The following is a 22,920-nucleotide window of genomic DNA, read 5'->3' on the forward strand; positions in this document are numbered from 1 at the left end:
GCCCCAACGCAACGCCAGCGTGTCGTGCTTTCACTTTTGACACGTCCGTTTTCAGAGTAGAGCGGAGTCCCCGTCGACGAAAGACCGTTTTTACTTCCACCCGAGCCCCAGAGGCCCGCGATGTTTAACGCTGGGTATAAATGGCCGAACTTGTTCAGAGAAGTCCGGCTCGCGCCAGCACGTACTCCCGCAGAGGCGCGTAGTCCTCGGTCAGATAACCGTCGTCAAGAGGCACGGTGACCAGTAGTTTTCCTTCGTGCTCGCCGAGGAAAAGGGCCGGGTCGTTGGAGTCGGCGAAGCCCAGTGTCGGCACTCCGGCCTCACCCGCTGCACCCGCGAAACCGTGGTCGGCGATGACCAACTGCGGCCATTCCTCACCGCGCCGGGTGAGCGTCTCGAGGACCGCCCGCATGGCGAACGGGTGATGGCTGTGCCGCGGCAGGTGACCGTCGGTGACGATGCCGATCCCCTCGTCCCACTCCACGGTGCGCCTCGTCGGCGGGCGCTCGGTGGTCACCTCGTAGGAGTAGCCCCCTGCCGCTGTCACCACCGCACACCCGCGTTCGGCGAGCGCGTCCTTCCAGGCCCGGTAGGTCTCACGCAGTTTGTTGGGGTGGCCCGTCGCGAACATGACCGACTCCTGCCGCTCGGCCGCCAGGGACAGGCGGGCGGCGAACGCCTCGAGGGCGTCCACGGTCAGGTCCGGGTCGATGGTGTCGATGCCCCACGTGTAGTCCGCGTCGCCCACCACCCCGCAGTGCTTGTTCATGAGCGCGAGGACCTCGTCGAAGGTCCACTCGTGCCCGAAGGTCAGCCCGAACTGGTGGTAGGGGTCCTTGTCGACGAGCCGCCGGTAGTGCTTCAGGTTGTTCTGGCGAGGTGTGTCCACGTGACCGGCGATCCCGGTCCTCACCAGGTAGGTGATGAGTTCAGCTCGTGTCGGCGGCGTCACCTGCGTCCCCTTCCGTCGTCTGCGCGGGAGACGTGTGGTCACCGCACGGCCACCACCGCGTCGACTCCCGTTCGCCCGTACTCAAACGTCTTCCTACCCGCTTCACGCGCCCGACGCGCGGTCGGAGCGGATTCGCGACGTGTTCCGGATGAGAGCGACGTCGCGGTCGCCTCCACCCTTCACGCCGTGGAACACGTTCTCGTCACAGGGTCGGGTCGATCCCGTGGCTCGGAAAGACCGCGGTGCGGGTGGCGTGGATGGCCCGGTCGACCGGGTTGCCCGGGTCGTAGCCCTCCTCGAAGGGCGTGAAGGACACCTCGCGGCCGTCGGTCATGTACAGGGGGGCGAGGTCGCCGGTGCGCTTGCGGACGAAGTCGCGCCAGCCCTGCGGGGTCTCGGCGTCGGGGTCGACCGGCGCGCCCGCGGCCTCACCCAGCAGGTGGCTCCAGGCGCGGGGGACGACCTGCACCAGTCCGTACCCGCCACCGCCGAAGAGCAGCCAGCGCCCGCCGGCGGTCTTCTGCGCGAGCTGGTGCAGCTCCCGGTAGGCGCGGCGCTGGCCGTCCAAGCTCAGCGTGAGGTTGGCGAGCGGGTCGAGTGCGTGGGTGTCGCAGCCCTGCTGGGTCACGAGGATCTCGGGCTGGAACTCGTGCAGCAGCGGCGGGACCACCGCCTCGAACNCTGCGGGCAGCGGCACGTTGACGGCGTACCCCTCGGCGCCCGGTCCGCCGGTCTCACTGGACAGCCCGGTTCCGGGGAAGAGCGTGGTCGGCGACTCGTGGAGGCTGATGGTCAGCACCCGCGGGTCGTCGTAGAAGGCGTTCTGGACGCCGTCGCCGTGGTGCACGTCGACGTCGACGTAGGCGATGCGCTTGGCTCCCTGTTCCAGGAGCCAGGCGATGGCCAGGGCCGGGTCGTTGTAGACGCAGAAGCCCCAGGCGTGGCCGCGCATCGCGTGGTGGAGCCCCCCGGCGACGTTGGCGGCGTGTGCGCACTGCCCCGTCCAGACGGCCTCGGCCGCGGCCACGGACGCGCCGGAGATGAGCGCAGCGGCGTCGTGCATGTCGGGAAAGACGGGGTTGTCGGCGGTGCCGAGCATGTGCTCGTCGTTGGGCTCCAGGGTGCGCCCTGCCTCCTTGACCGCCTCGATGTATGAGCGCGAGTGCACGAGGGAGAGGAGCTCGTCGGAGGCGGGTTCGACGTCCAGGAGCTCCACACCGGGTGCGTCGAGGATGCCGAGCTCACGGGTGAGCGCCATGGTCAGCTCGACCCGGATCGGCGCCATCGGGTGCTGGGGCCCGAAGTCGTAGCTCGTCAGTCCTTCGTCCCATGCCACCCGAAGCGAGCAGGACGTGCGCCCTCCCATGTGGTGACCCCCGTTTCAGGTGTGCGTGCTCCGAAGCACACAGTACGCAAGCGGGTGGGTCTCGCCGACCCCCGGGGGTGGTGGCCGCGCACGCACTGGGCCGGCCCCGCCGTGCGGAGCCGCCCCAGGCACCGGGGTTCGCGCAGGCCGGAGCATCCTCCGGGAGATCTCGGCCACACACGCACCCCGGTCAGCCGCTGACGAGGAAGAAGCAGTCCTCGTAGGTCTCGCCCGCGTCGAACTCCATGGACTCGCCGTGCAGCACACCGCCCTCATCGGGGAACCCGACGACGATGCGGTACTCACCCGGCCGCAGCTCGGCCTCGAGGGTGTCGATACCGCTGGTGCAGTCGCCCTCCGGCGGTTCGTCGTAGACCTCGCAGTCCTCGCAGGGGTCGGCTGTGACCTCGCCGTGCACCCCGTCGGCGCCGACGTAGAGGAGCTTCATCTCGTACGGGGAGTCGTTGCCGAAGGACAGCGTGGCGTCGTCACCGCCACCCTCCCCGGTGACCTCGAGTTCGAGGGTCTCCTCCCCGACCGCGACGAGCTCGTCCATCTCCTCCTCGACGTAGCCCGCGCCGACGTGCTGCTCGAGGTCCTCGACGTCGTCGGTGCGGTGGTCGGGGTACTCCTCGGCCAGCACGGTGTGCATGTCGTCGGCGTTGCCGGGGTCGCCGGCCTCGAGGCTGTACCAGCCGCAGCCGAGGGCGGCGTCGGGGCGCTCCGAGTCGATCGCGGTCTCCACGCTCGGGGCAGCGTCCCAGTCGAGCCCGGCGAACACGTCGATCTCCTCGAAGGCCATGCACTCGTCGGCGGTCCCGTACGAGGAGGTGCCGTCGCGGTAGAGGTCCATCAGGGCTCCGGGGGCCGCATCGGCGGCGTCGGTGCCTTCGTAGTCCTGCGGGATGATCGCGTAGACCTCCTGGGCGCCCTCGTAGTCCTCGTTCTCCGCGAGGTTCTCGGCGTGGTCGAAGTGGATGTCGGCGATCTCCCCGTCGCTGTCCTCCCAGACCGAGCGCGGCATCTCGAAGTAGGCGGCGTAGTCGTCCAGGCCCTCCTCGAACGCCCCGGCCTCGACACCCTCCTCGGCGCGGTGGAGCTGGGCGCAGGCCTCGGCCCCCTCGCGTGCGCGGTCCACGAGCGAGGGCGAGAAAGAGATCTGGAAACCGTTCTCGATGCGCTCGTAGACCTCGACGGCGTCGGTGCAACGACCCTCACGGTGGAGGTCGTCGGCGCTGCGCAGCTGCCACTCGCCGGTCTGCCACACGCCGGTCAGGGACGCGGTGACGGCCAGCACCAGGCCGGCGGCGAGCAGCAGGGGGCCGCGGGTGCGCCGGAGGGGTTCGCCCCGGGTCAGCGCGCGCCGGTCGCGGGCACGGCCCACGACGAGCCCGTGCACGGCCGAGGCGGTGAGCCAGGCCAGGAAGATCGGCACCCAGATGAGCAGACTGTCGGCGGCGCCCATGATCCCCGCCGTGATGAGCAGCCCGACGGTGATGATGAGCGCGGCGACGAAGAACGGCCACTGCTTGAGGTGCGCGTAGCCGGCTCCCAGGCCGGACGCGTTGAGCAGGGCCGTGCGGCGCGCGGTGGGCGAGGAGAACAGACCGAGCTCCGGCGGGCCCGAACCACCGGGGCCCGCGGGCCCACCGCCACCGGTCGGCCCACCCGGTCCCATGGGGCCGCCGGGTACGCCCGGACCTGCGGGGCCGCCCGGACCTCCGTACGGGGGCGTGCCGCCGGGCGGCGGTGTGTCGGGCCCCGAGGGTGTACCCGGGGGCGGGTTCCAGTGCGGCGGCACCGGGCCGCCGTGGCCCTGGGGCCGGGGTGTGTTCGGTCCGGGCACGTGGCCTCCGGACGGGTGACCGGACGCCGGGCCCGTACCGTGGTGCGGCCCGTGCGGAGGCGGGGTGTTCGGCACCGAGGGCCCGTGGGGGTTGTGTGGGTCCCCTCCCGACGGCCAGGAGGGTCCGGAAGGGGGATGCTCGTGTGTCATGGGGAGCCTGGGAGTGAAGGAGGGATGGGCACGGGGGCTGACCTGCCCCGCGAACAAGAATAACGACGGGGCCGACAAAATGGACGTCCAGTACCTGGTTCTGGCCGTTTTCGGCCCCCGCCGGGCCCTCCTGCCCTCCTGACTCAGCTCTGGGACAGCGCGTTGCTCCGGTCGCGTGCGGCCTCGATCGCGTCGGTGAACGCCGTGCGCACCCCGTGCCGCTCGAGCTCGCGCAACGCGGCGGCGGTGGTCCCACCGGGCGAGGTGACGTTCTCCCGCAGCACGACGGGGTGCTCGCCGGTCTCGTCGAGCATCGAGGCCGCCCCGCTGATGGTACGGCCGACCAGGCGCTGGGCGGTCGCACGCGGCATGCCCATGGCCACGCCGGCCTCGACCATGGTCTCGGCGATGAAGTAGAAGTAGGCCGGTCCGCTGCCGGAGATCGCCGTCACGGTGTCCATGTGGCGTTCCTCGATGCGCAGGACCTCGCCGACCGTGCCCAGGAGCTGCTCGGCGCGGTCCAGGTGCTCCGGACCGGTGTGGCTGCCTCCGGCGACCGCGGTCATGCCTTCGCCGACCAGGGCGGGGGTGTTGGGCATGGCGCGCACGACGGGGACGGAGACCGGAAGGTGGCTCTCCAGCGCCTCGGTGGTCAGCCCGGCTGCGACCGAGACGACGAGCGTGTCCGCCGACAGGTGGTGCCCGACCTGTTGCAGCAGCGCCGGCATGTCGTGGGGTTTGAGGGCCAGCAGCAGGGTGTCGGCCCGTTTGGCGGCCTCCTCGGCCGGGACGGTCTCGACGCCGTAGCGGGAACGCAGCTCCGCGGCGTGCTCCTCGCGGGGCTCGGTCACGAGGACGTCGTGGGGCGCGTGGTCCTTGGCCAGCATGCCGGCGAGGAGCGCCTCGCCCATCTTGCCCGCACCGATGATCGCGATCATGAAGAGTCCTTCCTGCTCTCCCTCCACGCTAGAGGGCACCGCGCACCGGCGTGAACGCCGCGTCCCGATCTGTGGACAACGGTGGGGCGAGCCCGGTCACCCGCGGCCGTCGGTGCCGTCCTCGTCGACGGTTCCGCTGGGGTCGACGGAGAAGTGGCGCGGCGGTCCGGTGCCCTCGCGACGCAGCAGGGTGATCCGCTCCCGCCGGTCCGCGGGGGACACTGCGGCCTGCGGCGAGGGCGAGAAGTGCAGCCGGGTGAAGGCCAGCGCCTCGGCGAGCTCGCGCATGCGCGCCTGGCGGTCGGGTGCCTTGCGGGTGCTGACCTCGAGTACCAGTTGGCCGCCGTAACCAGTGTTGGCCAGGTGTTCGAGCAGCTCCGCGACAGGTTGGCGCCCCCGGCCCGGGATCAGGTGTTCGTCGAGGTTCTGCCCGCCGAAGCCGTCGGCGACGTGGACGTGGGACAGGCGGTCACCCAGCTGCCGAGCCATGTCCATCGCGTCGGAGCCGGACATCGCGGTGTGCGAGAGGTCGAGCGTGACGTCGGGGTAGTCGCGGTCGAGGGGGTTCCAGCTCGGCGCGTAGGGCACGACCTCGCGTTCCCGCACACGGACCGGGTACATGTTCTCGACCGAGAAGACCACATCGGTCTCGTCCTGCATGCGGGCGATGCCGCGTTCGAAGTCGCGGGCGTACTCGCGCTGCCAACGGAAGGCGGGATGCACGACGATGGTGCTCGCCCCGAGCGTCTCGGCCATCTCCTTGGACCGCACGAGCTTGCCCCACGGGTCCTTGCCCCACACCCGCTGGGTGAGAACGAGGCAGGGCGAGTGCACGGCAGTCACGGGCATGTGGTGGTAGTCCGACAGACGCCGCAGCAGGTCGATGTCCTGGCTCGCCGGGTCGGAGGAGACGAGGACCTCCACGCCGTCGAACCCCAGCATCGCCGCGATCTCGAAGGCGGCCGGGGTCTTCTCCGGGTAGACCGACGCCGACGACAGGACGACGGGCGCGTCTGGGAGCTGGATAGGGCTCACGCGACCCAGACTATGCGCTCCCGGCGGGTCCGTGCTTCCGGAGGGCGGCGTGGCGGTGGGGACACGGACAGCGCCCCGGCCCGTGTGTCGGTGCGGTGAGGAGCAGGGTCTGTTCGGCGGACCGGCCGCCGAACAGACCCTCGACCGGGGCGCCGGCCTGCGGGGATCATCGGGTCGGTTTTCCGACCCGCTCCGGACGGACTGGGGCTCAGCCGAGCCGGGCGGCCCCGGCGAGGTTGGTGTGGTGGACGTCGCGCTCGCCGACGTCTCCCCCGGATCTGGGTGCGTCGATCATGCGCCCGTCGCCGAGGTAGATCGCGACGTGGTACGCCATACCCCCGTCCTCCCAGTAGAGGAGGTCGCCCCTCTGCGCGTTGTCGTAAGAGACCTTCTCCCCTTGGTCGACCTGGTCCTGGGCGATGCGGGGCAGGTCCACCCCGGCCTCGCCGAAGGCCCACTGGACCAGCCCGGAGCAGTCGAAGGAGTCGGGGCCGGTGCCACCCCAGGCGTACGGGGTGCCGGCCTGGGTCTCCGCGGCGCTGATGGCCTCCTCGACGGTGTCGGAGGGGAGAGCCTGGTGCACGCGCTCGGCGGAGGTTGTCGGTGGGGAGGAGGGGGTCTGTGCGGTGTGGGCGGCTGCGGGGGCCGCCCCGGAGGCGAGGGCCGCCGCGGTCACTGCCGCCGCGGTGAGTGCGCGTGCCCCGCGCGTGGGGTTCCGGTCGGATCGGGCCTGTCGTTCCGGGGTGCGGCTTCGACAGACCCCGGTTTGCTCGTGATGGCGGCGTTCACACATGACTGGCCTCCAGCAGTGACACGGCGGCCCGCGCCCTTGTGACGCAGATCTCTGAACCGCGTGCCCCCCATTCGTCACATACTGAGTCGCTTATGTCACGCACAGTAGTCACGCTTGAGCTCAAGACCGGCAAAGACTGCTTGACCCCGGCCCCCCGAAACACCTGTCCGGGCACAAAACGGCCGCGCCCCACGGAGCGCGGCCGGGTCGTGTCAGGGCACCGGGACTTCGAGGGCGCCACTGGCGTAGTCGTGTCAGGGCACCGGGACCTCGAGGGCTCCACTGACAAAATCGGTCGTGGCCTCCATCCCCGCGCGGTTCGGGTGAACCGGAGCGGCGGCGTTCTCGGGGATCACGCCCTCCACCCATCGCACGTCGGAGGGCTCACAGGCATCGTGGCCGCGTTCGAAGACATCTACGAAGGTCGCCCCGTGTGCTGCGGACTCCTCCTCGAGCATCGCGTTGAGGTCGATCTGTGCCTGGTCCAGGTAAGGGACGTCCCCGCTGGAGATCGGGACGGTCGGCCAGCATCCGTCGCTCTCGGGCAGGATCTGCAGGTACCCCACGAACAGCACGGTGGCGTCCGGGCTGCGCTCTGCCACGTCCTCGAACACGCCGGCGATGTCAGCGCGCAGGCCCTCGATGCGCTCGTCGAGCTCGTCGCCGTAGTAGTCGGCACACGGACTGCCGCTCGGGCTCGTGACACTGCGCTTGGCGCACTCGACCATCACGTCGGCGAACCCGAAGTCGTTCCCACCGATGCCGATGGTGACCAGGTCGGTGTCGGACGTGAGGGAATCCAACTGGGGCGGCTGGTCGTCGAACTGGGCCTCGTAGAGGTCCTCGACGACAGCACCGGAACAGCTCACGTCGACGAGCTCGGTGACGCCGAGCTGTTCGGCGAGCATCTTCGGGTAGTTGGCATCGGACTGCATGCAGCCCAGCAGCGGGGCCTTCTGCTGGACCACGAGGGGGCCGGCGGTGAAGGAGTCGCCGATCGCCACGTACTCCTCGAACTCTGCGGCCTCGGGGATGCCCTCGGCAGCCTCCGTGGTCTCGGATGCGACGGGGGAGCCGGCCAGGGACAGGCCCAGGAGCGCGACGGCGGGCAGGGCCGCGCGGGCGGCCCATCTGCGCAGGCGCCCGGGGGCGGGGGCGGGGGTGTGGACCGGTGTGTCGTCAGTACGGGACACCGGGTCTCCTCTCTCCTGTCAGCGGGGTGGATGGAGCGGGGGAACGTGGATCTCACGCAGCCCCGAAGGACCCTTGTGATGTCTCTAACATGATTGACATTCCCGGTCCCCTGACTCGTAGGTAACTTTCATCTGTCCCTAGGGCTCCGACCGCCTTCCTGTGGACGGCGACCGGAGTGGCCGCGGGGCCCGATACCGTGTCGGCCATGGCCAAAGCAGCGAAATCGACGTTCCGGTGCACCGAGTGCGGATGGTCCACCCTCAAGTGGGTCGGCCGCTGCGGCGAGTGCCAGGCCTGGGGAACCGTCGAGGAGGCCGGCGCCCCCGCACCCGGTTCCGTCACACCCGCTCCGGTGAGCTCCCGCGCCCGGCCCATCACCGAGATCGGGGTGGAGACCGCCGAGGCCGTTCCCACCGGCGTCGACGAACTCGACCGTGTACTGGGTGGCGGCGCCGTGCCCGGCGGGGTCGTGCTGCTGGCCGGCGAACCCGGGGTCGGCAAGTCCACCCTCCTTCTCGAGGTCGCCGCCATGCGTGCCCAGCAGGGCCCCGTCCTCTACATCACCGGCGAGGAGTCGGCCGGGCAGGTGCGCCTGCGCGCCGAACGCCTGGACGCGCTGTCGGACCAGCTCTTCCTCGCCGCCGAGACCTCCATCGCCTCGCTGATCAGTCACGTCGACGCGGTGCAGCCGCGCCTGCTCGTGGTCGACTCGGTTCAGACGATGGTCTCCCCCGAGGTCAGCGGGGTTCCGGGCGGCGTGACGCAGGTCCGCCAGGTCACCGGCGCCCTCATCCAGGTCGCGAAGGAGCGCGGCATCGCCACCGTGCTCGTCGGCCACGTCACCAAGGACGGCTCCATCGCGGGGCCCCGCTTGCTGGAACACCTGGTCGACGTCGTCCTGCAGTTCGAGGGCGAGCGCCACTCCCAGCTGCGTCTGCTGCGTGCGGCCAAGAACCGGTACGGGCCCACGGACGAGATCGGCTGCTTCGAGCTCACCGAGAGCGGCATCGAGGGCCTTCCCGACCCCAGTGGCCTTTTCCTGACCGAGCGCACCGACCCGGTCCCGGGCACGTGCGTGACCGTGGCCCTGGAGGGCCAGCGCCCCCTCATCACCGAGGTGCAGGCCCTCGTCGCACCCACCCCGCTGCCCGCCCCGCGACGCGCCACCTCGGGTCTGGACACCGCGCGGGTCAACATGATCCTCGCCGTCCTGGAGAAGCGCACCGGGATGAAGCTGGCCAACATGGACGTCTACACATCGACGGTGGGCGGCATGCGGCTGGCCGAACCCGCCGCCGACCTCGCGACGGCGATCGCCACCGGAAGCTCCTTCAACGGCAAGATCCTGCCTCCCGGCTTCATCGCCGTAGGCGAGGTCGGACTTGCCGGGGACGTGCGAACGGTGACCGGTGTGCGCCGCAGGGTCGCCGAGGCGCAGCGCCTGGGATTCACCCTCGCGGTCGTGCCCAAGGGCTTCGGCGAGGCGATCCCCGGCATCGAGGTGCACGAGGTCGAGGAGCTCAGCGAGGCCCTCGACCACGTGGCCAAGTACCCCAAGCCGCGCCTGGTCAAGAAGTGAGCGCACGGCGTCTTCCGCTGCCTAGAAGTCGAAGACCTCACCCTTGGCCAGGCCGAGCAGGCAGGGGTTGCTGAAGGTCTCGCTGTACTCCTCCCAGCCGATGGAGGAAGCCTTGACCGGGTTGTACTCCATCGTGCACTGGTCGTTCTCGGCCGGGACGGCCTCGATGGATCCGTGCTCCTCGATGAGGTCACAGGCCTCCTGGGCCTTGGGGTGGGTGCCGCCCTCGGGGTCGCAGTCGAGGCTGACCTGGCGGTACTCGCCGGAGTTCTCGAACTCCACCGACAGGACGTAGTCGGCGTCGGTACGTGCCGCCGAGGCCGGGCTGGTCAGGCCGACCGCCAGGACGGCGGCTGCGGCACAGGCGAGAGCGGGACCGAGGTTGGTGCGCTGCACGATGGCTCCAGTGGATGTGGGATCAGTAGACAGCACACATTGTAACCAGTGCAGCACTCGGTGTACGGGAATTCGACACAACAAGACCCGGCCCGAAGATCGGACCGGGTCGAGGGCCGGAGGGGGTCAGCCGACGCGGAAGCGCAGGTCGTCGGCGCCTTCGCTGTAGGTCCCGCCGAGCTCGGCGTGGTACCAGCCACTGCCGGCGGCGGATGTCTCGTCCCGGCAGTCGGAGAAGGAGCGCTCACGGTCCCACTCGATCGTGTACCGGTGCGTGCGCCCCTGTTCGAGCCGGCGTTCGTCGGAGGTGTCGCCCTCACGGCAGTGCGCCGTGGAGTAGATCGAGTCGTCGCCGGAGGTCACGACCATCTCCAGCTCCTCGGGGCCCACGTCCACGGTGCAGGTCTGCTCTCCGGTGTTGACCACCTCGACGACGAACGAGGGATCGACACCGGACGGGTACTGCTGCTCCTCGCCCTTCTTCTCCTCGAAGTCGAAGGTGATCACCACGTCCTGGGGCCGGCAGGGGTCCTCAGCGCGCTCGGGGGCGGCGATCTCGGCCTCGTCGTCGGAGCCCTCGTCCCCGTCGGGGTCGCCGTCCTCGTCCTCAGCACCCTCTTCGTCCGCGTCCTCGGAGGGCTCTTCGGTAGGGGAGGGCTCTTCGGTGGGTTCGGCGTCCTCCTCTTCGCCGTTCCCGTCCTCCGCGGGCTCCTCCGGTGGGACACTGGGAGAGGCCTCGGTGTCATCGCCCCCAGCGCCGGCCTCGTTCTGCTGCCCCTCCTCGCCCGCCGAGGGCGAGCAGGCATAGGCCACGATGGCGACCACCACGAGGAAGGCCGCCAACACGAGGGCGCGCCGCTTCCAGTAGGTCTCGCGACTGACGGCTCCTGGGTGTCCGGTACTTGACGCCATGGGCCGTAGTATTGCGTTTTTGCGCGCCACTCACCTACTCAACCCGCCGAATTTCCATAAAAGATGAGCGACAACCCTTACAGCACAGCGGTTCTGGCGTGGTACGAGACCAACGCCCGCGATCTGCCCTGGCGTTCCATTGACGCTTCGCCCTGGGCTGTCCTGGTCAGCGAGATCATGCTCCAGCAGACCCCGGTGGTACGGGTCCTGTCGGCCTGGCAAGCCTGGATGGAACGGTGGCCCACCCCCGCTGACCTGGCAAAAGAGGCCTCGGGTGAGGCCGTACGCATGTGGAACAGGCTCGGGTACCCGCAGCGCGCGCTGCGCCTGCACGCCTGCGCGGTGGCCATCACCGAGGAGCACGGCGGGGAGGTCCCCAGCGACCACGCGACCCTGCTCGCCCTCCCGGGTGTGGGTTCCTACACCGCGGCGGCCGTGGCGAGCTTCGCTTTCGGACAGCGCCACGCGGTTCTGGACACCAATGTGCGGCGGGTCCTCGCCCGTGCCGAAACCGGGATCGAGCACCCGCCGAAAACCCAGACCAAGGGCGAGGTGGCCCTGGCGGAGTCACTCGTGCCCGAACTCCCGTCGGTGGCGGCGCGCTGGGCCGTGGCCGTCATGGAGCTCGGCGCCCTGGTGTGCACGGCACGCTCGCCCAAGTGCGCGGACTGCCCCATCGCCGACCAGTGCGCGTGGCGCCTGGCGGGCAAGCCCGCCCACGACGGGCCGCCGCGCCGGGGCCAGACCTATGCCGGGACCGACCGCCAGGTACGCGGCAGGTTGCTGGCGGTGCTGCGCGAGGCCGAGCACCCGGTACCCAAGGACGCCCTGGACGCGGTGTGGGACGAGAGGATCCAGCGCGAGCGCGCCCTGGACGGTCTGGTCTCCGACGGACTCGTGGACCCGCTCGAGGACGGACGCTACGCCCTGCCCGGCTGAGCACACGCGGACCGGAACGCGCTACGGCACGGCCTCCTGCGCGCCCTCGCCCTCCTCGCTCTCGACCCCGAGGTCGGCCGGGGTTCGCTCGGGGTCGAAGTCCTCCTCGGTCCCGTCGAACATTCCGCTGCACGGGGCTCCGGGCTCGGGGACGTCGCGGGACTGCACGTACTGACGCAGGAACGGGCCCAACCGCGGGTCGTCGGCGCCGTCGAGCCGGACCTGGGTCTCCCAACCGGAGGCCACCACCGGGGCGGGGAGATTCTCCATCGGGCTGACGATGATGTATTCGCCCGGGGAGTAGAGGTCGTGCAGCTGCTGGACCTCATCGCGGTCCAGGTGCGGGTCATGGGTGATCCACACAGCGCCGTGCTCCTGCGAGTGCACTGCGAACTCGGTGCGCAGCGGTTCGTCGTACACGCCGCAGTTCTGCCATGCGTCGTAGTGCTCGCCGCCGGCCGGCGGATACATCTCGTACTCGGCTCGGGTGTCCATGGGCACGTGCGCTTTGGACAACCCCTCCCACTCCTGGACCCCATCGACCGCGGAACCGCGGGCCCGGTCCCCGGCACCGAACATCATGTAGGCGACCACTCCCCCGGCCAGGACCAGGGCCAGGGCGAAGAAGGCCCCCATCGCGTACGGGGATGCCGCATCCCGCGCGGGAGGCCCCGTGGCGGGGGCGGGGGGCGGGAAGGATCCGGGCTGCTGGGACTCGGGCGCATCAGTCACCCTCCGCAGCCTAGTGGCAGCTCTGGGTTCGCGTTGGCCGATCGCACAGATCCCCCGCTGGGGTCCGGCCGCGGTTCAGCCGTGCTCCTCCACCAGCTCGTCGAGCAGCTCCCCGTCCTCCTCGAACTCGGCCTCGGTACCGGAGTAAGCGCCGCTGCAGGGACCGCCGTGCTCGGGGGTGGTGACCGCACGGTCGAACTCGCGCAAGAACTCCTCCAGCTCCGGGGCCTCGGGGTCCTCGACGACCACCTGTGCGCCCCAGGCCGAGGCCACGACGGGCGCAGGCAGGTTCTCCATCGGGCTGACCAGGAGGAAGTCGCCGGGCCGGTAGAGATCGGCGAGGGACTCGACCCCGCCGGGTTCCAGGGCGTCCTCGTCGTAGGTGATCCAGACGGCGCCGTGCTCCTGTGAATGCACGCCCAGCTCCGTGCGGATGGGTTCGTCGTAGACGCCGCAGTCCTGCCAGATGGCGTAGTGGTCGCCGCCCACGGGCGGGTGCACGCCGTAATCGATGTCGGTGCCGACCTCCACGTGCGAGGCGGAGGGGACGCCGAAGTTCTGCACGGTCCCGATCTCGTCCGGGTCCGCGGGTTCGGCCGAACGGCTCACGTCGGCGATGTCGGTGCCGCTGCCGGTCGCTCCGCCCGACGAGCCGAGCAGGATGTTGCACCCGGCCGCTCCCCCGCCGACCACCAGGCCGGTCACGAGGAGGCCGACGACAAACCCCCAGCCGTTGCCGGAAGCAGGCCGGGGCGGGGTGGTTCGGGGGGTGCTGTGTCTTCGCTCCGGAGGACCGGAGGCTTGGGGGGTGGGATCGTCAGTCACGCTCGCACCTTAGCCCGCTCCCGTCCCCCGCCACCAGGGCGATACGGGACCCACACACGCCGCGGGGGCGCCCCCGTTCAGGGACGCCCCCGCGTCGGTACCGGTCGGACCGGTGCGAGCCCTACTCGCCGGTGCCGGCGGCCGATTCCTCGACCTCCGGGGTGTCCGGCACGTTGGACGGCTTCGGAACACCCTTGAAGGTGAACTGCGAATCGGCACCCTCGCCCTCGGCGTCGATCACGACGATCTGGCCGGCCTTGACGTCGCCGAAGAGGATCTTCTCGGACAGCTGGTCCTCGATGTCCCGCTGGATCGTGCGGCGCAGCGGCCTGGCACCCAGGACCGGGTCGAACCCGCGCTCGGAGAGGACCTTCTTCGCCTTCGGCTTGAGCTCGATCCCCATGTCCTTCTCCCTGAGGCGGGAATCGAGGCCCGTCACCATCAGGTCGACGATCTCGAAGATCTCCCTCTCGGTCAGCTGGTGGAAGACGATGACGTCGTCCACACGGTTGAGGAACTCCGGACGGAAGCTGTTCTTGAGCTCCTCGTTGACCTTGGACTTCATCCGCTCGTAGTTGGTACCGGCGTCGTCCTCCTTGGCGAAGCCCATGGCCACGCCCTTGGAGATGTCCCGCGTACCGAGGTTGGTCGTCATGATGATGATCGTGTTCTTGAAGTCCACGTTGCGACCCTGGGCGTCGGTGAGACGGCCCTCCTCCAACACCTGCAGCAGAGAGTTGAAGATGTCGCTGTGGGCCTTCTCGATCTCGTCGAAGAGGACCACGGAGAACGGCTTGCGGCGCACCTTCTCGGTGAGCTGGCCGCCCTCCTCGTAGCCGACGTAGCCGGGCGGGGAACCGAACAGCCGCGAGACCGTGTGCTTCTCCATGAACTCGGACATGTCGAGCTGGATCAGCGCTTCCTCGTCCCCGAACAGGAACTCGGCGAGGGTCTTGGACAACTCGGTCTTACCGACACCGGACGGGCCGGCGAAGATGAACGAACCACCGGGGCGCTTGGGGTCCTTCAGACCGGCGCGGGTACGGCGGATCGCCTGGGAGAGCGCCTTGATGGCGTCCTCCTGACCGATGACCCGCTTGTGCAGCTCGTCCTCCATGCGCAGCAGCCGGGAGCTCTCCTCCTCGGTGAGCTGGAAGACCGGGATCCCGGTGGAAGCGGCCAGGACCTCGGCGATGAGCTCCTCGTCGACCTCAGCGACGACGTCCATGTCGCCGGCCTTCCACTCCTTCTCCCGCTGAGCCTTCTTGTTCAGCAGCTGCTTCTCGTCGTCACGCAGTGAGGCGGCCTTCTCGAAGTCCTGCGCGTCGATCGCCGACTCCTTGTCGCGGCGCACGTCCGCGATCTTGTCGTCGAACTCGCGCAGGTCCGGCGGAGCGGTCATCCGGCGGATACGCATCCGCGAGCCGGCCTCGTCGATGAGGTCGATGGCCTTGTCCGGCAGGTAGCGGTCGCTGATGTAGCGGTCCGCCATCTGGGCCGCGGCCGCCAGGGCCTCGTCGGTGATGGAGACCCGGTGGTGGGCCTCGTACCGGTCGCGCAGCCCCTTGAGGATCTCGATCGCGTGCTTGGTGGAGGGCTCGTCCACCTGGATCGGCTGGAAGCGCCGCTCCAGGGCCGCGTCCTTCTCCAGGTACTTTCGATACTCGTCGAGCGTGGTCGCACCGATGGTCTGCAGCTCACCCCGGGCCAGCATGGGCTTCAGGATGGAAGCGGCGTCTATGGCACCTTCCGCCGCCCCGGCGCCGACCAGCGTGTGCAGCTCGTCGATGAAGAGGATGATGTCACCGCGTGTACGGATCTCCTTGAGGACCTTCTTGAGGCGTTCCTCGAAGTCACCGCGGTAGCGGCTGCCCGCGACGAGAGCACCCAGGTCAAGCGTGTACAGCTGCTTGTCCTTGAGCGTCTCGGGGATCTCACCCTTGGTGATCTTCTGTGCGAGGCCCTCGACGACGGCGGTCTTACCGACACCGGGCTCACCGATGAGCACCGGGTTGTTCTTGGTCCGCCGCGACAGGACCTGCATGACCCGCTCGATCTCCTGGTCCCGACCGATGACCGGGTCGAGGTTGCTCTCCCGGGCGGCCTGGGTCAGGTTGCGACCGAACTGGTCGAGAACGAGGGAGGTGGAAGGGGTGGACTCGGAGGATGCGCCCGTGGCCTGGGCCTCCTTGCCCTGGTACCCGTGCAGGAGCTGGATGACCTGCTGGCGGACGCGGTTGAGGTCCGCGCCGAGCTTGACCAGCACCTGTGCGGCCACGCCCTCGCCCTCACGGATCAGACCCAGCAGTATGTGCTCGGTCCCGATGTAGTTGTGGCCCAGCTGGAGCGCCTCACGCAGCGACAGCTCCAGGACCTTCTTGGCGCGCGGTGTGAAGGGGATGTGACCCGACGGCGCCTGCTGGCCCTGGCCGATGATCTCCTCGACCTGCTGCCGAACCGCTTCGAGGCTGATGCCGAGGCTCTCCAGGGCCTTGGCGGCGACGCCCTCACCCTCGTGGATGAGGCCGAGCAGGATGTGCTCCGTACCGATGTAGTTGTGGTTGAGCATCCTGGCCTCTTCTTGGGCCAGAACCACCACTCGCCGCGCGCGGTCGGTAAACCTCTCGAACATGTCTCGTCGCTCCTCTACAGAGCGGTCAGGCAGGGACGGTGTTTGCCGACCCAACTCTTCCGCATATCGGCCCCACAGGGATAACCGCCCCGGGGAGCTCTGCCGCACCCGTCCGTGGCCGGACGGCAGGCCCGCCGACCAGACGGACGCCTCCGCAAGGCCGGCCGCAGCCGCCCGTGCCAGAGACTTTCCCCGACGATAGGGCGTTCACCCAACATCCAACTACGAATTGCGGCGCCAGATTTCGGTGTACGCCGAAGGCGAACGGCCCGGGGACTACCGACCTTCACGGAGTCCCCGGGCCGCACGTGTGCACGCCGAATTCATATGCTGAGAGCGAACAGGCCGAGCTGCTCGAAGATGATAGGAGCCTGACCGGAATCCGGTGGCACCGGCATCCGCAAGTACGGGGAGAGCCCGGTACCCGCGGGAGACCCGCCGGTCCTGTCATGTCATTGCACTCGCGCACCCCAGCGCCTCGCGCCGTGCTCCGCCGCGGATCCCGACCGGAGACCTTGTCGCCCCGGCCGCCCGCGGCTCACGAGATATCCCCTGCACCCCCGTGTCACGGGACCGATCGTTCACGGTCCCGGGATGTCCGCGCCCGGCGTCCGCCCCTGTGCCCGCCGGAGTCATTCCATCAAGAAGTGACAACATTTCGGCGAACCTGGGGCCGCGGGCAAAGCTATCCCTTGACCGCCTCGTATTCGGCGACGATGGCGGCGGGGATACGGCCTCGCTCATTCACGGGCTTCCCGGCGGCCTTGGCCCACGCGCGAATCTCGGCGCTGCGCTCACGGCTGGGCGTATTGCGGCTGCCCTTCTTAGGGGCGCGGCCGGGCTTGCTCGGAGCCTTGCGGGCGGCCTCGACGAAGGGGCCGAGAGCTTCGCGGAGCTTGGCGGCATTACCCGCACTGAGGTCGATTTCGTACATCGAGCCGTCGAGCCCGAACGTCACCGTCTCCTCGGCCTCGCCGCCGTCGAGGTCGTCGACCAGGAAAACCTGGACCTTCTGTGCCATGGAATCAAACCTTTCAGAAGCGCGGTGTCTCCACACCTGAATATAAAGCTATCTCGGGAGAACGCAGAAGACAATTCCCAGCGAGCCAGAAATCGCCGGCACCCGGCCCGGGTTTCGGGAGCGCCTGATGGCCGCGCTGCGGATGCCCCGGCACAGGTCACCTGTACTACCGGGGCGACCGGGCGGACTCGACCGGTTACCGTGTCAACGCCCGTCGGATTCCAGACGTCCCCCGTCAGCAGCATTCGCTGCCCCGTTCGCTGCAGTGGTCTCTTCCACGCCGGAGGCGTCGTCACCGCCGTCCGCGGTCTCACCGGATCCCTTGCCGACCAGGCTTCCGTCGGTCCTGCGCGGCGCCATCTCGTTCCGCAGGATCTTGATGATGAAGAAGCAGAAGGTACCACCGACCACCGCCGGCGGCAGCAGCGCCGACAATACATCGATGAGACCAGGCGGAAGCAGCGATGACAAAAAGTCACCCATCGAAGCGGCCCACCCTTCCCGGTTGTCACTTATCGCAGCAAATACCCGACCGAGGGTCGGGACACTCCTGGGGGGATGGCGCCCGGCGGACCGGGTGACCCGTGGCCCGAGGCGCATGGCCGGGCGTCCCCCGCTTTGTCGGCGGACGTACCGGACTCCCCCCGGGCGAACCCGATCACGGCCAATGTCCGGTCGTGTGAAGCCCGTCCGTTTGGCGGGCGGAGGCGGTCCCCGTGATCGGCCCGCCGTGAATACACGGTTCGGCCCTCGGCGGTGAACTCGGATGCCTGTGGCACCACCGGCGAACGCAGCTCCACATTACCCGCCCTCTCCTACTCCGATACCACCCGGTGGTCATTGATCGTCCCGCGGGAGGATCACCGGAGTTCGACCGGGGCCCGGACGGTATCGGGAACACACGCGCCACCAGTGCCGGAAAACCTTTAGGTACCGACGGTTCAGTGCGGCTCGTCGAGGTGTACCAGCATCCGGGTGTTCCCGAGTGTGTTGGGTTTGACCCGCTCGAGGTCGAGGAATTCGGCCACGCCCTCATCATAGGAACGCAGGAGTTCCTCGTAGACACGGGCCGGCACAGGGGTACCCCGGATCGGGGAGAACCCGTGTTTGGCGAAGAATCCTGTCTCGAATGTCAGGCAGAACACACGGCGCACACCGAGTTCGCGTGCGGTGTCCAGTAGAGCGGAGACGATCCGGTGCCCCACCCCGAAACCCCGCAGGGAGGGGTCCACCGCGACGGTGCGGACCTCGGCGAGGTCCTCCCAGAGGACGTGGAGGGCACCACAGCCGACCACACGGCGCTCGCCCTCCCCACCCGGCCCCTCGGGTTCGTCCTCGGCCTCGGCGACCCAGAACTCCTGGATGTCCTCGTAGAGGTTGACGGTGCTCTTGGAGAGCACTCTGCGGTCGACGGTGTAGGTGTCGACGAGCCTGCGGACGTGGACCACATCGGCCGTGCGCGCGCGGCGCACGTGAACATGACGAACGGGCATAGCCGGACCAGCCTACGGGTGGTTCCGGATATGCCCGTGGTCGGACCCGGTCGGCGACCGAGCGCCTGTCAGATCAACTGACGCCGTGCGGCCCACACGACGGCTTCGATGGGCGTGTTCACGCCGAGCACGTCGCAGATGTTGCGGATGCGGCGGCGCAGTGTACGGGCGCTCAGCTCCAGGTGCCGGGCGGCCACCTCGGTGGTCACGCCCGTGGCGATCTCGGCCAGCAGCTCCAGCTCCTCGCGGTTCAGTTCGACCGGGGTGTAGGTGCTGCTCAGCGCGTTCTCGCCCGAACGGGCCTGGAGAGGCACCACGTTCTCCGGGTGCTCCCGGGTCCGGGGAGCGTTCTGGTCCTCTGCGGCACGTCGTACGAGTGTGGCCTGTTCCACTCCGTCCTCCCTCATCCATGTGAGTGCGGAACAACAACTCGTCACCTGTGTGGATGCCGACGGGCTCGGCTCGGTTCTGTGCACCGGAGCCCTGTCACCGCGACCCGCTCCCGGGACGCCTTCCCTCTGGCACAGGGCAGGCGTTCGGAGGCGGACACGGCGGAGCCCGCACGCCCCGGGTTCGTGAGCTGGGACGGTCAGCTCACCTTCGGAACGTTCGGCGTGTACGAGCCCGGCAGGGTCTGACCCCGGCCCGGCGCTCGCCCACCGTCGATCTTTCTCCACTTAGGCAATCGGACGAACCGAAGTCCGCCAATCAGCACGCTAGGCCGCGGAGTTCCTACCGTCAAGGCCCGATAAATGACCATGTGTGATCAGGCAAAGTCAAGGGGTGATCACGGGGTCGGAGAAAACGATCGCGTCCGAGCGTGACCTGCGTAAACAATCTTCATCGACAACGGAGTCCCAAGTACAGCCCGTGACCGGGAAAAATGTCGACATGCCCCCGCGGCGACCCTGCCGTGACCGGGGGCCGGGATGATCTGACCGAACGGTGAGACGCCCCGGCGTGGAACCGGACACCTCCATCCGGGGTGTTCCCCGGGAACGCACAAGACCCCGGACCACACGGTGCACCCGTGCTGGTCCGGGGTCCCCTCGCGGCCGTGGCCCCGTCTCAGTCCCCCGAGGGCTTGACGATCGGGAAGAGCACGGTCTCGCGGATGCCCTTGTTGGTGAAGGCCATGAGCAGGCGGTCGATACCGACGCCCACACCGCCCGACGGCGGCATGCCGTACTCCAGGGCACGCAGGAAGTCCTCGTCGAGCTGCATCGCCTCGGGATCGCCCTCGGCGGCCATGAGGGACTGCTCGGTGAGGCGGCGGCGCTGCTCGACCGGGTCGACCAGTTCGGAGTAGCCGGTGCCCATCTCCATGCCGAAGCCGATGAGGTCCCACTTCTCGGTGAGCAGCGGGTCCTCGCGGTGCCGACGGGTGAGCGGGCTGGTCTCCACCGGGAAGTCCCGCACGAAGGTGGGCTGCATGATCGTGTGCTCGACCAACTCCTCGAAGACGTGCTCGACGAGCTTGCCCTGGCCCCAGGCGTGGTCGAACTCCACACCCTTGGCCTCGGCCAGCCGGCGCACCTCCTCCACCGGGGTGCGCGGATCGACGTCGGCACCCAGCGCCTCGGAGACCGCCCCGTACAGGGTGACCTCCGGCCAGTCCCCGCCCAGGTCGTAGGTGACGCCGTCGCGCTCGATCTCGGTCGAACCGAACACGGCGCGGGCGGCCTCCTGGACGATCTCCCGGGTCACGTCCGCCATGACGTCGTAGTCGGCGTAGGCCTGGTAGAACTCCAGCATCGTGAACTCGGGGTTGTGCGTGGAGTCCGCACCCTCGTTCCGGAAGTTCCGGTTGATCTCGAAGACCTTCTCCAGGCCGCCCACGACCAGGCGCTTGAGGGACAGCTCCGGCGCGATGCGCAGGTAGAGGTCCATGTCGTAGGCGTTGATGTGCGTGGTGAACGGACGGGCCGTGGCACCGCCGTGCACCCGCATGAGCATGGGGGTCTCGACCTCGATGAAGTCGCGGGTGTTGAGCCCCTCCCGGATCGCGCGGATGGCGGCCGAGCGGCTGCGCACCATCTCCTGCGACTCGGGGTTGACGATGAGGTCGACGTAGCGCTGGCGCACCCGGGCCTCGGGGTCGGTCAGACCCTTGTGCTTCTCCGGGAGCGGACGCAGGCACTTGGCCGTGAGCGTCCAACTGTCGACCATGACCGACAGCTCCCCGCGGCGGGAGGTGATGACCTCGCCCTCCACACCGACGTGGTCGCCCAGGTCGATGTCGGCCTTCCAGGCGTCCAGGCGCTCCTTGCCGACCTTGTCGAGGGACAGCATGATCTGGATGTCGCCCGTCTCGTCGCGCAGGGTGGCGAAGCAGAGCTTGCCGCCGGCGCGGTAGAGCATGACGCGGCCGGCGATCGCGACACGGTCACCGGTGCCCGTGTCGGGCTCCAGACCCTGGTGTTTGTCACGCACGGTGCCGATCGACGTGTCGCGAGGGAAGGTCACGGGGAAGGGGTCGATACCCTCCTCCCGCAGACGGTCCAGCTTCTGCCGCCGGACGCGCATCTGTTCGGGCAGGTCGTCGTAGGTGTCGTCGTGCGCGTGATTCACGCGCACGATCCTACCGGCGCCCGTGGCCCCGACTGACCGGGGCCCGCATCACACAGCCCCGGGTCATGAGGCGTTGCGGGCGAAGACCAACCGGAGCCCGGTGAGTGTGAGCCACGGTTCGTGCACGTCGACGGTCTCGCACTCGCCCACGACGGTTCCGGCCAGACCACCGGTGGCCACGACCGTCACCTCGTCGGGGCTGTCGGTGAGCTCGGCGACCATGCGGTCGACGATCCCGTCCACCTGGCCGGCGAACCCGAAGACGATGCCCGAACGGAGCGCCTCGGTGGTGTTCTTGGCGATCGCCGCGCGCGGGCGCACCACCTCGACCATGTGGAGCTGGGCGCCGCGCTGGGACAGGGCGTCGACCGAGATGTCGATGCCCGGGGCGATGGCGCCACCCACGTACTCGCCCTTCGCGCTCACCGCGTCGAAGGTCGTGGCGGTACCGAAGTCCACGACCACGCTGGGCCTGCCGTAGAGATGGCTCCCGGGGGGNGGTCGCTGCCGACCTCCTTCGGGTTGTCCATCCGGATCGGGACACCGGTGCGCACGCCCGGCTCGACGATGACGGCCGGAACGTCGCCGTAACTGCGCCTGAACATCGCCCGCATCTCGTGCTGGGCGGAGGGCACCGAGCAGCACAGGGCGATGCCGTCTACCCCGTCCGGCCCGGTCACTGCGCTGCCGGCCACCAGCCCGTTGAGCACCACGGCCCACTCGTCGGCGGTACGGCGGGTGTCGGTACCCACCCTCCAGTGTTCGACGAGCTCTTCGCCGTCGAAGAGGCCGAGCACCGTCTCGGAATTGCCGACGTCGATCGCGAGCAGCATTCTGCGGACCCTCATCCGTGGTCGAAGTGGCGTGTCATCCAGGAAACCTGCACCAGCCCGAGCGCTCAGGCCAGGTCGAGAGCGAGGTCCAGGGCGGGGCTGGAGTGGGTGAGGCCGCCGACGGCCAGCATGTCCACACCGGTGGCAGCGACCTCGGCGGCCGTGTCCAGGGTGAGGCCGCCCGAGGACTCCAAAAGCGCCCGGCCTCCGACCAGTTCCACAGCCTTGCGCAGGTCGGCGGGGACGAAGTTGTCCAGGAGGATCTCCTCCGCGCCGGCTTCCAGGGCCTCCTCGACCTGATCGATGCGGTCGACCTCGACCTCGAGGGGCAGACCGGGGAAGCGCTCTCGGATCGCGCGCACGGCGGCCCCGACTCCCCCTGCGGCGACGACGTGGTTGTCCTTGATCAGGCCGGCGTCGCCGAGGCAGTAGCGGTGGTTGGTGCCCCCGCCGCAGCGCACGGCGTACTTGTCCAGGGCACGAAGACCGGGGCGGGTCTTGCGGCTGTCCCGCACGCGCGCGCCGGTGCCGGCCACGGCGTCGACCCAAGCGCGGGTCGCGGTGGCGATCCCGGACATGTGGGTGAGGAGGTTGAGGGCGGTGCGCTCGGCGGTGAGGAGGTCGCGGGTACGGGCAGTGGCGGTCATGAGGACGTCGCCGCGGCGGACCCGGTCGCCGTCGGCGGCGCTGCGCTTGACCTCGACGGCGCCGTC

General features: G+C 69.3%; 20 protein-coding genes and 1 pseudogene. 2 read left to right on the top strand and 19 right to left on the bottom strand.

Annotated features, from left to right (window positions below; all coding sequences use genetic code 11):
* Positions 1 to 154: 154 nt before the first annotated feature.
* The 7 genes from D474_RS0111860 to D474_RS0111895 all read right to left on the bottom strand — a co-directional run bounded on the left by D474_RS0111860 (position 155) and on the right by D474_RS0111895 (position 8,273).
* Positions 155 to 952, bottom strand: coding sequence for a phosphatase (locus tag D474_RS0111860; protein ID WP_017613784.1), 798 nt, complete (start codon positions 950 to 952; stop codon positions 155 to 157).
* Positions 953 to 1,154: 202 nt separating this feature from the next.
* Complete coding sequence (locus D474_RS0111865; RefSeq protein ID WP_026118408.1) at positions 1,155 to 2,288, bottom strand: acetoin utilization protein AcuC; 1,134 nt, start codon at positions 2,286 to 2,288, stop codon at positions 1,155 to 1,157.
* 220 nt (positions 2,289 to 2,508) lie between these two features.
* Entirely contained in the window at positions 2,509 to 3,996 is a 1,488-nt protein-coding gene (locus D474_RS0111870) for a tetratricopeptide repeat protein (protein WP_017613786.1), read from the bottom strand.
* A 461-nt stretch (positions 3,997 to 4,457) separates the two neighbouring features.
* Positions 4,458 to 5,279, bottom strand: a complete 822-nt coding sequence (gene proC / locus D474_RS0111880) for a pyrroline-5-carboxylate reductase (RefSeq protein WP_275040786.1) — start codon at positions 5,277 to 5,279, stop codon at positions 4,458 to 4,460.
* Positions 5,280 to 5,348: 69 nt separating this feature from the next.
* Positions 5,349 to 6,287, bottom strand: coding sequence for a sugar phosphate isomerase/epimerase family protein (locus D474_RS0111885; RefSeq protein WP_017613789.1), 939 nt, complete (start codon positions 6,285 to 6,287; stop codon positions 5,349 to 5,351).
* Positions 6,288 to 6,495: 208 nt separating this feature from the next.
* Positions 6,496 to 7,080, bottom strand: coding sequence for a C40 family peptidase (locus D474_RS0111890; protein ID WP_017613790.1), 585 nt, complete (start codon positions 7,078 to 7,080; stop codon positions 6,496 to 6,498).
* A gap of 254 nt (positions 7,081 to 7,334) precedes the next feature.
* On the bottom strand, positions 7,335 to 8,273 hold the full coding sequence (locus D474_RS0111895) for an SGNH/GDSL hydrolase family protein (protein ID WP_017613791.1): 939 nt from the start codon (positions 8,271 to 8,273) through the stop codon (positions 7,335 to 7,337).
* A gap of 206 nt (positions 8,274 to 8,479) precedes the next feature.
* On the opposite strand from D474_RS0111895, the gene radA reads away from it, so the two are divergent.
* Positions 8,480 to 9,853 (top strand): DNA repair protein RadA, encoded by a 1,374-nt coding sequence (radA, locus tag D474_RS0111900; RefSeq protein WP_017613792.1) that lies wholly within the window; start codon positions 8,480 to 8,482, stop codon positions 9,851 to 9,853.
* A gap of 21 nt (positions 9,854 to 9,874) precedes the next feature.
* Here radA and D474_RS0111905 read toward each other — a convergent pair whose 3' ends face one another.
* Both D474_RS0111905 and D474_RS0111910 read right to left on the bottom strand, forming a co-directional pair.
* Positions 9,875 to 10,249 (bottom strand): SSI family serine proteinase inhibitor, encoded by a 375-nt coding sequence (locus D474_RS0111905; RefSeq protein WP_017613793.1) that lies wholly within the window; start codon positions 10,247 to 10,249, stop codon positions 9,875 to 9,877.
* 126 nt (positions 10,250 to 10,375) lie between these two features.
* A complete protein-coding gene (locus D474_RS0111910) occupies positions 10,376 to 11,095 on the bottom strand; it encodes a hypothetical protein (RefSeq protein ID WP_017613794.1) in 720 nt (239 codons plus the stop codon).
* A 129-nt stretch (positions 11,096 to 11,224) separates the two neighbouring features.
* Here D474_RS0111910 and D474_RS0111915 point away from each other — a divergent pair, with 129 nt between their 5' ends.
* Positions 11,225 to 12,100 (top strand): HhH-GPD family protein, encoded by an 876-nt coding sequence (locus tag D474_RS0111915; RefSeq protein ID WP_017613795.1) that lies wholly within the window; start codon positions 11,225 to 11,227, stop codon positions 12,098 to 12,100.
* Between the two features lie 21 nt (positions 12,101 to 12,121).
* Here the strand turns inward: D474_RS0111915 and D474_RS28415 are convergent, their stop codons facing one another.
* The 10 genes and pseudogenes from D474_RS28415 to nadC all read right to left on the bottom strand — a co-directional run.
* Positions 12,122 to 12,832, bottom strand: a complete 711-nt coding sequence (locus tag D474_RS28415; protein ID WP_239647049.1) for a DUF3105 domain-containing protein — start codon at positions 12,830 to 12,832, stop codon at positions 12,122 to 12,124.
* A 75-nt stretch (positions 12,833 to 12,907) separates the two neighbouring features.
* The gene (locus tag D474_RS0111925; RefSeq protein ID WP_026118409.1) at positions 12,908 to 13,657 is read right to left on the bottom strand and encodes a DUF3105 domain-containing protein; all 750 of its coding nucleotides are present in this window, start codon (positions 13,655 to 13,657) and stop codon (positions 12,908 to 12,910) included.
* Between the two features lie 121 nt (positions 13,658 to 13,778).
* Positions 13,779 to 16,289, bottom strand: coding sequence for an ATP-dependent Clp protease ATP-binding subunit (locus D474_RS0111930; protein ID WP_017613798.1), 2,511 nt, complete (start codon positions 16,287 to 16,289; stop codon positions 13,779 to 13,781).
* A gap of 685 nt (positions 16,290 to 16,974) precedes the next feature.
* Positions 16,975 to 17,310, bottom strand: coding sequence for a histone-like nucleoid-structuring protein Lsr2 (locus tag D474_RS0111935; RefSeq protein WP_017613799.1), 336 nt, complete (start codon positions 17,308 to 17,310; stop codon positions 16,975 to 16,977).
* A 204-nt stretch (positions 17,311 to 17,514) separates the two neighbouring features.
* A complete protein-coding gene (locus D474_RS0111940) occupies positions 17,515 to 17,793 on the bottom strand; it encodes a hypothetical protein (protein WP_026118411.1) in 279 nt (92 codons plus the stop codon).
* 458 nt (positions 17,794 to 18,251) lie between these two features.
* Positions 18,252 to 18,803 carry an amino-acid N-acetyltransferase gene (locus D474_RS0111945; RefSeq protein ID WP_026118412.1) on the bottom strand — a complete coding sequence of 184 codons (552 nt, stop codon included), beginning with the start codon at positions 18,801 to 18,803 and terminating at the stop codon, positions 18,252 to 18,254.
* Between the two features lie 68 nt (positions 18,804 to 18,871).
* Positions 18,872 to 19,195, bottom strand: coding sequence for a LuxR C-terminal-related transcriptional regulator (locus tag D474_RS0111950; RefSeq protein WP_017613802.1), 324 nt, complete (start codon positions 19,193 to 19,195; stop codon positions 18,872 to 18,874).
* Between the two features lie 676 nt (positions 19,196 to 19,871).
* Positions 19,872 to 21,374 carry a bifunctional lysylphosphatidylglycerol synthetase/lysine--tRNA ligase LysX gene (gene lysX / locus D474_RS0111960; RefSeq protein WP_017613804.1) on the bottom strand — a complete coding sequence of 501 codons (1,503 nt, stop codon included), beginning with the start codon at positions 21,372 to 21,374 and terminating at the stop codon, positions 19,872 to 19,874.
* 63 nt (positions 21,375 to 21,437) lie between these two features.
* A pseudogene (locus D474_RS28420) lies at positions 21,438 to 22,207 on the bottom strand (type III pantothenate kinase).
* 65 nt (positions 22,208 to 22,272) lie between these two features.
* A partial coding sequence (nadC, locus tag D474_RS0111970) for a carboxylating nicotinate-nucleotide diphosphorylase (RefSeq protein WP_017613805.1) occupies positions 22,273 to 22,920 on the bottom strand: 648 nt, incomplete at its 5' end.

Origin of the sequence: Nocardiopsis salina YIM 90010 (assembly GCF_000341025.1) — a bacterium.
In the GTDB taxonomy this organism is placed as follows: Bacteria; Actinomycetota; Actinomycetes; order Streptosporangiales; family Streptosporangiaceae; genus Nocardiopsis; species Nocardiopsis salina.